General features: G+C 60.8%; 1 protein-coding gene. It reads left to right on the top strand.

The genetic code is table 11. The features are described 5' to 3' along the window. Nucleotides 1-314 (top strand): Mu transposase domain-containing protein (locus tag OKA11_RS24565; protein WP_407673536.1); only part of this gene is annotated, 314 nt, incomplete at both ends.

Raw genomic sequence — 314 nt, 5'->3', positions numbered from 1 at the left:
CCCGCTACACCCTTCGAGGCCTGCGATCAGGCGGGCGGGCGGGTCTCCTCGCAATCCCTGGTGCGCTACAAGACCAATGATTATTCGGTTCCGGTGGCCTGGGGCCATCAGGAGGTCTGGATCAGGGCCTATGTCGATGAGGTGGTGATCGGCTGCCGCAGCGAAGTCATCGCCCGTCATCCTCGTTGTTATGCCCGCGAGGAGGTTATCTTCGACCCGCTCCATTATCTCCCGCTGATCGAGCAGAAGATCAACGCATTCGACCAGGCTGCCCCTTTGCAGGGCTGGGATTTGCCCGAAGCGTTCACGACACT

It is taken from the genome of Novosphingobium clariflavum (assembly GCF_026420865.1).
Classification (GTDB): domain Bacteria; phylum Pseudomonadota; class Alphaproteobacteria; order Sphingomonadales; family Sphingomonadaceae; genus Novosphingobium; species Novosphingobium clariflavum.
Note: the sequence above shows the minus strand (reverse complement) of the source record. Positions and strands in the feature narration are given on the sequence as shown.